General features: G+C 65.7%; 4 protein-coding genes. 2 read left to right on the plus strand and 2 right to left on the minus strand.

From position 1 onward, the window contains the following. Nucleotides 1–642: 642 nt before the first annotated feature. Both IZR01_RS48585 and IZR01_RS48590 read right to left on the minus strand, forming a co-directional pair. On the minus strand, nucleotides 643–948 hold the full coding sequence (locus IZR01_RS48585; RefSeq protein WP_194891185.1) for a helix-turn-helix domain-containing protein: 306 nt from the start codon (nucleotides 946–948) through the stop codon (nucleotides 643–645). Then, a complete protein-coding gene (locus tag IZR01_RS48590; protein ID WP_323746048.1) occupies nucleotides 948–1,322 on the minus strand; it encodes a type II toxin-antitoxin system RelE/ParE family toxin in 375 nt (124 codons plus the stop codon). The genes IZR01_RS48585 and IZR01_RS48590 overlap by 1 nt, the downstream gene beginning before the upstream one ends. A gap of 241 nt (nucleotides 1,323–1,563) precedes the next feature. On the opposite strand from IZR01_RS48590, the gene IZR01_RS48595 reads away from it, so the two are divergent. Further along, nucleotides 1,564–2,901 carry a hypothetical protein gene (locus IZR01_RS48595; RefSeq protein ID WP_194927826.1) on the plus strand — a complete coding sequence of 446 codons (1,338 nt, stop codon included), beginning with the start codon at nucleotides 1,564–1,566 and terminating at the stop codon, nucleotides 2,899–2,901. A 102-nt stretch (nucleotides 2,902–3,003) separates the two neighbouring features. Next, complete coding sequence (locus IZR01_RS48600; RefSeq protein WP_194927827.1) at nucleotides 3,004–3,543, plus strand: helix-turn-helix domain-containing protein; 540 nt, start codon at nucleotides 3,004–3,006, stop codon at nucleotides 3,541–3,543. Nucleotides 3,544–3,722 lie beyond the last annotated feature (179 nt).

Here is a 3,722-nt window from a genome sequence, read left to right on the forward strand (position 1 = left end):
CGATCGAGGGACGGATCCGCCGCCGACAGGTCCCCGCCACCAACATCTACGAGTATCACCGAGCCGCCTGACCAACTCGGCGAACCAGCTGGTCAGCACCCGTATACGCTAGTTTCGGCACGGTACAAGAAGCTCGACTCGACTTTGGGACGTGTCACCTCGTCGCGGACGCTACGCCTGAGACCAGAAAAGTCAGAACACTTGGCACCCGAACCGGTGACAGCCACCCGGATCCCGGACGGGAAGCGCTACGTCGGCACGCTGTGAAACGGGCCGTCACCATACGGACTTCGTACGGCCGCTATCACATCGCTAACACACCGGCTGTTTTCGACGACTTTAGCCTCGAGTCGGGACAGCAAGAGGCCCCCTACTTGCGATGGTAGGGGGCCTCTGACCTGCTGTTTCGTGTGCCTAACATGAGTGCGCACGAAGGGATTCGAACCCCTAACCTTCTGATCCGTAGTCAGGCCGTTTACAAAAGCTTTGATATCAATTTCTGATATCCGAGCACGTCCCGTGCCGTTTCGTCCGAGTCGGCTCGACTCGTAGTTGCCAGTCGATGACGCCTGATGCCAGACATGAGCGCGACGTTCGCTCTCACACCGCTCTCACACGCCGTCCCGAGCAGCCCGCGAAGTGCTACGCGGCGGAGCTCTCGAACCATACCGAGCCCAGGTCATGGCCGGCAGTCAGGTGGACCTCGGCGTCGAACGCGGCGGCCAGGCGGCGGAGCAGCGGCACGGTCGGGGCGGTACCGCCCTCCTCGATGCACTCCACATCGTCCTCGCTGAGATCCGCGCGGGCGGCCAACTGCTCGATCGTCCAGCCCAGCTTGGTCCGGCGGTCGTATACGGCCTTGCCGAACGCCAGCGCCTCCCGGATCGCGATGCGCTCCGGATCAGCGGTCAACGCCCGCGACGGCGCCCAGCGGATGTGTCCGGCCATCACGCCTTCCTCTCATAGTGCCCGTCAGCAGGGCCGCGGTGCTCGGCCCGGCACAACGCCTGCGCACGTACAGCACGCCCGATCTGTGCCTGCTCATGCTGCCGGGACTTGCGGAACACCGTCAGCAACACGATAGTCCCGTCCGATCGGATCCAATAGGTGATTCTCGCCGCGACGTCGCGCAACCGCACCCGCAACTCCCACACCTGGCCCTCCAGATGGTCCGACCACGGCCCTCCGAGCCCGGAGCCTTGCTCGGCCAGCAGCCCGGCAACCTCATCGACCCGCTTGAAGTCGCCGTCGCTCAGACTGTCGAGCCAGGTCTGGACCTCCGGCTCGAGCTCGAAATCGAACAAACGCACCGCGCTGGCCACCTCGATTCGAACCTCATACCGTCGACCATCACCCACATCGTATCGACCAGTGAGCGTATCGACCCGAAATCCAGCGGTGCGTGTGCCGAGATATCCGTCGATGCTGGCTCAATTCTGTGCTCGGCTGCCGGCATTGGCCCGTACGGTCGAGGGTCGTGGCTGCCTGGCCGACCAGCCACGATAGGGGGAAGTTCGATGCTCTCGGCATCGAGCCACCGCAGCCGCCACTATCGTTGAGGACATGTCGCCGGTCTCGCGTTCTCGAACCAAGAAGTCGAAGTCCAAGACCGCCAAGGTGAAAGGCGCCCACCGTAGCGGCAACCCGGCGATCCGGGCCGAACAAACCGCCGAAGCGGGCATGGCGGAGTTGCGCCGGCTGTTCAGCACTGAAACCCGTGACTGGTGGGCTGCTTCCGCCGAGGAGGTGCTGGGCGCCTGCGAGGGATTGCGGGATTGCGACGGCGCACTGGCCGCGGAGAACGCCGTCGCCGGAGTGTTCGGCACTGAGTTGGCCGAGCGGTTGGCCGACGATCGTGATGGCTTCGACCTGCCGACCTGGCTGGTCGAGGTCGCCGACGCCGCGGCCGACCGGATCGCCGCCCCGTCGGACGGCTCGGTCCCCGCCTGGCTGCTCCTGCACGCGATCGCCTCCTGCGGCACGGCCCGGGCCGCCGAGGTGGCCGGCGCACACCTGAAGCAGCTCCGCCCGACGCTGAGCCAGACCGTGGCCGACGACTACCCGTGGCTGAACGTCAAGACCAAGGGCGCGGTACCAACGGCGGCACCGATGACGGTCCGCAACGAATACGGCGATCGCTGGGCGGTCCTGGCACCGTTCGCGATCGACGGCCTGCCGGACACCGCCCACTGGTACTGCTGGGATATTGATGCCTGCGGAATCCAGCGCACCGTGGCTGCGGGCGTCTTCGCCACCCCCGAAGCGGCTGTGGCCGAATGGCGCACGGCCGTTGGCCCGACCGCCACCGCCACGACGCCGGAGACCACCGATGATCTCGCGCTGATCGGGGAACTGCTGTCCGACCTCGTCCAGCGCGGTGTGTTCGACGGCTTCCTCGTCGGCGACGAGCCGGCGGAACTGCTGGCCGAATACTTCCGTTCTCGCAACCGGGCCGCGTCGCTGCTGGAGTCTGTGGATCCCGACGGGCGCCGCAGGCGGAAGCCGACCCGGGACCGGCCGACCTCGGAGCAGATCGTCGAAGTGGCAGACCGATTCGCTGGCTGGTGCCGACAGCACGGCCGAGGTCCCCTGCCGGACCAGGACTCGGTGTACTCCCTCGTCGACCAGTGGATCTCCGGCAACCCCGCGGCATGGCGGTACGCCTGTTCCCCGCACCGTATCCGCACCGTGGCCGTGCTCCTCACCGACGAGTTCATCCCGGAGTACACCCGGGAGATGCTCGCTCTGCTTCCGCACTGGGTCACCTGGTGCGCCGAGAAGACCGGCCTGGACCTGGAACGCACCACGCTCGCCGTCGACGCCGCGAACCAGGTTGGCACGCTCGAAGCCGTTCACGCACTGGCTCGGCCCGAAGCCACCGCAGTGCGCATCATCGAATAGCCCTGTGGGACTTGTCCTTGCCGAGAACCTCGTCCTGCTGGTCAGATGGTATTTCCGGATCGTGATGACGGCGATTTTCTGTCGGTGGGATCGTGAGTTCTCGTGTGCTTACGCTTCGCGTATGTCCTGGCCGTCCGCCTTTTCGTCGTGCTTCGATTGTGGCGGCGCGGTGAGGATCAGAAGGCCATCGAGATCCTGCTGCTACGCCACCAACTGGCCGTCTTGCAGCGCCAACTTGCTGCGAGTGGAAAATGTCCGCGCCCTGACTGGGCAGATCGCGCGATGATCGCGCTGTTGCTCGGTCTGGTACCCAAAGCGCGCCGTGCTGGACTGCGTCTGATCGTTACCCCGGACACGATCCTGCGCTGGCATCGCGACCTGCTGCGGCGCCGCTGGGCGAAGAAGTCCCGCCTGATCAACGGCCGTCCGGCCGCGCACCGGAACATCAAGACCCTGGTCCTGCACATGGCACGCCAGAATCCGGCATGGGGCTACCGGCGGATCCACGGCGAGCTGGCTGGCCTCGGCATCGCCATCGCCATCGCCGCCTCCACCGTCTGGGAGAAGAATGCCGGCGTCGACCCTGTACCGCGCCAGAATGGACGCATGGCCGTTGACCTGCCCGCTTGTGTGATTGGTTGATCGGCCCGCAGGCTCGACGACTGTGGCCGTGAAACTCATCTATCAGCTCATCGGCAACGTCTTCGCCTGGTTCGCGCTCCTCGCACGCGACGACGCCGCGAACCACGTCGAAATACTGGCGCTGCGGCATGAGGTCGAGATTCTGCGTCGTCAGGTCGGGAAGCCGAAACCGTCCTGGT

This window comes from Catenulispora pinisilvae (assembly GCF_015356865.1).
GTDB lineage: Bacteria > Actinomycetota > Actinomycetes > Streptomycetales > Catenulisporaceae > Catenulispora > Catenulispora pinisilvae.